The organism is Polaromonas sp., assembly GCF_031411155.1.
Lineage (GTDB): Bacteria > Pseudomonadota > Gammaproteobacteria > Burkholderiales > Burkholderiaceae_C > Polaromonas.
The window spans coordinates 1-5656 of record NZ_JANOAL010000006.1 but is presented as its reverse complement, the minus strand read 5'-3'; the positions used below and the strand labels follow the sequence as shown (position 1 = coordinate 5656).

The window sequence follows — 5656 nt, the reverse complement described above, 5'->3', positions numbered from 1 at the left end:
GCCGATGGCAAGACGCCGGTTGCTACCCACCGCCTCGACATTCCCGGCAAGACCTTCCGCAAGGAAGGCCTGGGCAAGGACGTCACCGACAAGTTCCTGAGCGGCCTGCCCGGCATCCAGAAGGAAGGCTGTGACGGCCTGATCACCAGCGCGCGCTGGATCGTGCACCGCATGCCGGCGCAAACGCGCACCGTCTGCCTCGAATTTTTCGGCAACGCCAGGGATGCCGTGCCCAGCATCGTCGAGATAAAAGACTTCATGTTCGCCGAGCAAGCGCGCGGCGGGGCGATTCTGGCCGGGCTGGAGCACCTGGACGACCGTTACCTGAAGGCGGTCGGCTACGCGACCAAATCGAAAAAACACGGCGGCCTGCCGAAGATGGTGCTGTTTGGTGACATTGCCGGCGACGATGCCGACGTGGTCGCGCGGGCAACGTCAGAAGTCGTGCGCATTGCCAATTCGCGTCACGGCGAGGGCTTTATCGCCATCAGTCCGGACGCCCGCAAGAAGTTCTGGCTGGACCGCAAGCGCACCGCGGCGATTTCGCGCCACACCAATGCCTTCAAGATCAATGAAGACGTGGTGATTCCGCTGCCGCGCATGGCCGAGTACACCGACGGCATTGAGCGCATCAATATCGAGTTGAGCCTGCGCAACAAGATTCGGCTGTGCGACGAACTCGATGCCTTTTTCCGCAGGGGCCAGCTGCCGCTGGGCAAGTCAGACGATGCCAGCGAGATTCCCTCGGCCGAGCTGCTGGAAGACCGGGTGGCACAGGCGCTGGCGCTGGTGGCCGAGGTGCGCGTCCTCTGGGCCGGCTGGCTGCAGGAGGTGGAGCAGCTGTTCCCGCAACTGCAGGACCACTCGCTGCGCGCCAGCTGGAAAACCCAGCTAAGGGCCAGGCTGCAGGCGATCTTCTCGGGTGCGGCCTTCCTGCCGATTCTTGAGGAATGCAACGCCATCCACAAACGCGTGCTCAAGGGCCGCGTCTGGGCCGCTTTGCACATGCACGCCGGCGACGGCAATGTGCACACCAACCTGCCCGTCAACAGCGATGACTACGAGATGCTGCAAACCGCGCGCGCTGCCGTGGAACGCATCATGGTGCTGGCGCGCTCGCTCGATGGCGTGATTTCTGGCGAGCACGGCATTGGCATCACCAAGCTGGAATTTTTGACCGACGCCGAGCTGCAACCCTTTGCCGACTACAAGTCCAGGGTCGATCCCGAGGGGCGTTTCAACAAGGGCAAATTGCTACGAAATCAGGAGCAGCCTGAGCATGTTAATCATGGGCTGGATGGCAAAAATGATGCCAAGGAGGCGGTCGAATCGTTCTACGCCGACCTGACCAATGCCTACACCCCCAGCTTTGGCCTGATGGGCCATGAGTCGCTGATCATGCAGCAGTCCGACATTGGCGCGATTGCCGACAGCGTGAAAGACTGCCTGCGCTGCGGCAAATGCAAGCCGGTCTGCGCCACCCATGTGCCGCGCGCCAACCTGCTGTATAGCCCGCGCAACAAGATTCTGGCGACCTCGCTGCTGGTCGAAGCCTTTCTGTACGAAGAGCAGACCCGGCGCGGCATCAGCGTCAAGCACTGGGAAGAGTTTGAGGATGTGGCCGACCACTGCACCGTGTGCCACAAGTGCCTGAGCCCTTGCCCGGTGGATATCGACTTTGGCGAGGTGTCGATGAACATGCGCAACCTGCTGCGCAAGATGGGCCAGAAGTCGTTCCGGCCCGGCAACGCCGCCGCCATGTTCTTCCTCAACGCCACCAATCCGCAAACCATCAAGTTCATGCGCGGCGCCATGGTGGACGTCGGCTTCAAGGCCCAGCGCCTGGCCAATGACTTGCTGCGGCGCGTGGCGCGCAAGCAGACCGCCAGGCCGCCGGCCACGGTCGGCAAGGCGCCGGTCAAGGAGCAGGTGATTCACTTCATCAACAAGAAAATGCCGGGCGGCCTGCCCAAGAAAACCGCGCGCGCCCTGCTGGACATTGAAGACAAGGACTACGTGCCCATCATCCGTAACCCGGCGGGTACCACGGCCGAGACCGAGGCGGTGTTTTATTTTCCGGGTTGCGGCTCCGAGCGGCTCTTTTCCCAGGTCGGCCTGGCGACGCAGGCCATGCTGTGGCATGCCGGTGTGCAAACCGTGCTGCCGCCGGGTTATCTGTGCTGCGGCTATCCGCAGCGCGGCAGCGGCCAGTTTGACAAGGCCGACAAGATCATCACCGACAACCGGGTGCTGTTCCATCGCGTCGCCAACACCCTGAACTACCTGGACATCAAGACCGTGGTGGTCAGCTGCGGTACCTGCTACGACCAGCTGCAGGGCTACGAGTTCGAGAAAATCTTTCCGGGCTGCCGCATCATCGACATTCATGAATACCTTCTGGAAAAAGGCATTACCCTGCGGACCGACCAGCCGGGGGCAGGCTACCTGTACCACGACCCCTGCCACAGCCCGATGAAGCTGCAGGAGCCGATGAAGACGGTCAAGGCGCTGCTGGGCGACAACGTGCTCAAAAACGAACGCTGCTGCGGCGAGTCGGGCACCCTGGGCGTGACGCGGCCCGATATCTCGACCCAGATCCGCTTTCGCAAGGAAGAAGAGCTGCAAAAGGGCGAAGCCCAGTTGCGCGCCTCGGGCGCCGTGGGCGAAAAGGACAACGTCAAGATACTGACCAGCTGCCCCAGCTGCCTGCAGGGCCTGAGCCGCTACGGCAACGACCTGCAAAACGGACTGCTCGAAGCCGACTACATCGTGGTGGAAATGGCCAACCAGATTCTGGGCAAGGACTGGCTGCAGACTTACGTCGATGCGGCCAACCATGGCGGGATCGAGCGGGTGCTGGTTTAATCCTGCGACCATGATGACCGCCAGCGCCTGCCCCCTTTGCAAGACCGATGGCGGTCTGCTGGTTTTTCGCAATGCGCAGTTGCGGGTGATCCAGGCCGAGGAGACCGGCTTTCCGGCTTTCTACCGCGTGGTCTGGAACGCCCATGTGGCCGAGTTTTCCGACCTTTCGCCGGTTGAACGCAGCGCCTGCATGGAGGCCGTGGTGACAGTGGAGCAAGCCCTGCGCAGCCGGCTGAAGCCGCAGAAGATCAACCTGGCGGCGCTGGGCACCATGGTGCCGCATTTGCACTGGCACATCATTGCCCGCTTCGACTGGGACAGCCATTTCCCGGCGCCGGTCTGGAGCGCCGTGCTGCATCCGCCGCAGGCGGAAAAGCTGGCGGCACTGGCTTTGCAGTGCCACGACGTGAATCGCCTGATTGCCGAAAAAATGGCGTCCGCAGCCTGATTGACGGCCCGATTATTTTCAGAAAGTGATGCAGCACCATGGCAGGTCTTCAAGCCGGGGCACCCACCCCTACCGCATTGACGGTTCACAGCCAGTCGCGCATCCTTGAAATTGCGTTCTCGGATGGCGCGCAGTTCAGGATTCCGTTTGAGCTGATGCGGATTTATTCGCCGTCCGCCGAAGTCCAGGGCCACGGGCCGGGGCAGGAAGTGCTGCAGACCGGCAAGCGGGAGGTCAACATTGTTGAGCTGGAGCCGATCGGCAACTACGCCGTCAAGCCGGTGTTTTCTGACGGGCATGAAAGCGGCATCTTCTCGTGGGACTACCTCTACCACCTGGGCGCGGACGAAAGCCGGCTGTGGGACGACTACCAGAGGCGCCTGCAGGCCGCCGGCGTGCAGCGTGACGCGCCCATGGGCGCTGCGGCCGGCCATGCCTGCGGCAATCACTGAAAGGCGATGACCGCGTGGCAGCGTCGCCGCGTTGTTGTTTTTCGGCGTAAAACCCGCTAATCCCCCGCATCCCGGCGGGGTTGTCGCCACCAATCCGGGCTTTGCCCTCTAGCATTCACCTTATGAGCAGTACCCATTTTGGCTTTGAATCGGTCAACGAACAGGACAAGGCGCGCCGCGTGCGCGGCGTGTTCGATTCGGTCGCGCCCAACTACGATGTGATGAACGATCTCATGTCGGCAGGCCTGCACCGGGCCTGGAAGGCCTACACCGTGCTGGTGGCCAATGTCAAGGAAGGCTGCCAGGTGCTGGACATTGCCGGGGGCACCGGTGACTTGGCCCTGGCCTTTGCGCCCAAGGTGGGCAGCAGCGGGCAGGTGGTGCACACCGACATCAACGAAGCCATGCTGCGCGAGGGCCGCAACCGGCTGCTCGATGCCGGCGTCAATTTGCCGACGCTGGTCTGCGATGCCGAGCAGTTGCCGTTTCCGGATGCCCACTTTGATGTGGTGACCGTGGCCTTTGGTTTGCGTAACATGACGCACAAGGAAGTGGCGCTAAGCGAAATGAACCGCGTGCTCAAGCCCGGCGGCAAGCTGCTGGTGCTGGAGTTCTCCAAGGTGGCCAAGCCGCTGGAGAAGATTTATGACTGGTATTCCTTCAAGGTCTTGCCCCGCCTGGGCAAGCTGGTGGCCGGGGATGACTCCAGCTACCGCTACCTGGCGGAGTCGATTCGCATGCATCCGGGGCAGGAAGAACTGAAAGCCCTGATGCGTAATAGTGGTTTCGGCCATGTGGACTATCACAACATGTCTGGCGGGGTAGTGGCATTGCATGTTGGAATCAAGTGTTGAAGCTGCTCAGCTTGTTTAATTAATCAGACCTAAAACCGTGCTCAAGGAGACATCATGAAAATTTGGTCGGCCATTCTTTCTGCCGCGCTGGTACTCACCATGACCGTGGCGGGCACCAGCGCCGAAGCTGCCCGGATGGGCGGTGGCCGCTCAATTGGCAAGCAATCGTCCAATGTCACCCAGCGCCAGGCGCAGCCTCCTGCTGCCGCTCCGGCGGCCCAACCGGGCGCACCTGCCGCTGCCCCCGCCGCTGCACCCAAAAAGCCCTGGGGCGCCATGCTGGGCGGCCTGGCTGCAGGCCTGGGCCTTGCCTGGCTGGCCTCATCGCTGGGCCTGGGCGGCGCTTTCAGCCAGATCATCATGTTTGCTTTGCTGGCGCTGGTGGTGATGGTCGTGGTCGGCTTCGTCATGCGCCGCTTCAAGGGCGGGGCCGCCAGTGCGCCGGGCGCCGTCCAGAACCAGACGCCTTTTGCGTTCCAGGGGGCGGGCAATGCCAGCACCCCCAAAAACTACAGCCCCGAAAATGTCGGCAACGATGCCTCGGCGCGACCCTGGGAGCGCGGCAGCATGGCCTTCGATGCCCACAAGGCCGAAGGCGCTGCGCCTGCCGCCGGGGGTTCGATGATCGGCTCGGCCCTGCTGGGCGCCCAGTCCTGGGGCGTGCCGGCGGGTTTTGATGCCGAGGGCTTTCTCAAGGCCAGCAAGGCCAACTTCATCACGCTGCAGGACGCCTGGGACCGCTCCGACATCCAGAACCTGCGCGCCATGATGACCGACGACATGCTCGAGCAGATCAAGACCCAGCTGGCGGACCGGGAATCCCACACCGGTGGTGTCGCCAACAAGACGGAAGTCGTGATGCTCAATGCCCAGTTGCTGGGCATTGAAGAGCTCAGTGATGTCTATATGGCCAGCGTCGAGTTCTCCGGCATGATTCGCGAGGACGCGTCGGCCGGTGCCAGCCCGTTCCGTGAAGTCTGGAACATGACCAAGCCGCGCGACGGCCGCGGTGGCTGGCTGGTGGCCGGGGTCCAGGC

The 5656-nt window shown here is 62.7% G+C and carries 5 protein-coding genes; all 5 read left to right on the top strand.

The window, feature by feature from the left end; translation table 11 throughout:
• On the top strand, positions 1–2865 hold a 2865-nt coding region (locus RMO23_RS00210), incomplete at its 5' end, for an FAD-binding oxidoreductase (protein WP_309677923.1).
• A gap of 10 nt (positions 2866–2875) precedes the next feature.
• Complete coding sequence (locus RMO23_RS00205) at positions 2876–3313, top strand: HIT family protein (protein WP_309677921.1); 438 nt, start codon at positions 2876–2878, stop codon at positions 3311–3313.
• 38 nt (positions 3314–3351) lie between these two features.
• Positions 3352–3765 (top strand): DUF971 domain-containing protein, encoded by a 414-nt coding sequence (locus tag RMO23_RS00200; protein WP_309677919.1) that lies wholly within the window; start codon positions 3352–3354, stop codon positions 3763–3765.
• 122 nt (positions 3766–3887) lie between these two features.
• Entirely contained in the window at positions 3888–4619 is a 732-nt protein-coding gene (ubiE, locus tag RMO23_RS00195) for a bifunctional demethylmenaquinone methyltransferase/2-methoxy-6-polyprenyl-1,4-benzoquinol methylase UbiE (RefSeq protein ID WP_309677917.1), read from the top strand.
• A 54-nt stretch (positions 4620–4673) separates the two neighbouring features.
• A partial coding sequence (locus RMO23_RS00190; RefSeq protein WP_309677915.1) for a Tim44-like domain-containing protein occupies positions 4674–5656 on the top strand: 983 nt, incomplete at its 3' end.

Coding starts and splice junctions, on each gene's coding strand:
- RMO23_RS00200 (WP_309677919.1), top strand. CDS start 3,352: ATGGCAGGTCTTCAAGCCGGGGCACCCACCCCTACCGCATTGACGGTT.
- RMO23_RS00205 (WP_309677921.1), top strand. CDS start 2,876: ATGATGACCGCCAGCGCCTGCCCCCTTTGCAAGACCGATGGCGGTCTG.
- ubiE (WP_309677917.1), top strand. CDS start 3,888: ATGAGCAGTACCCATTTTGGCTTTGAATCGGTCAACGAACAGGACAAG.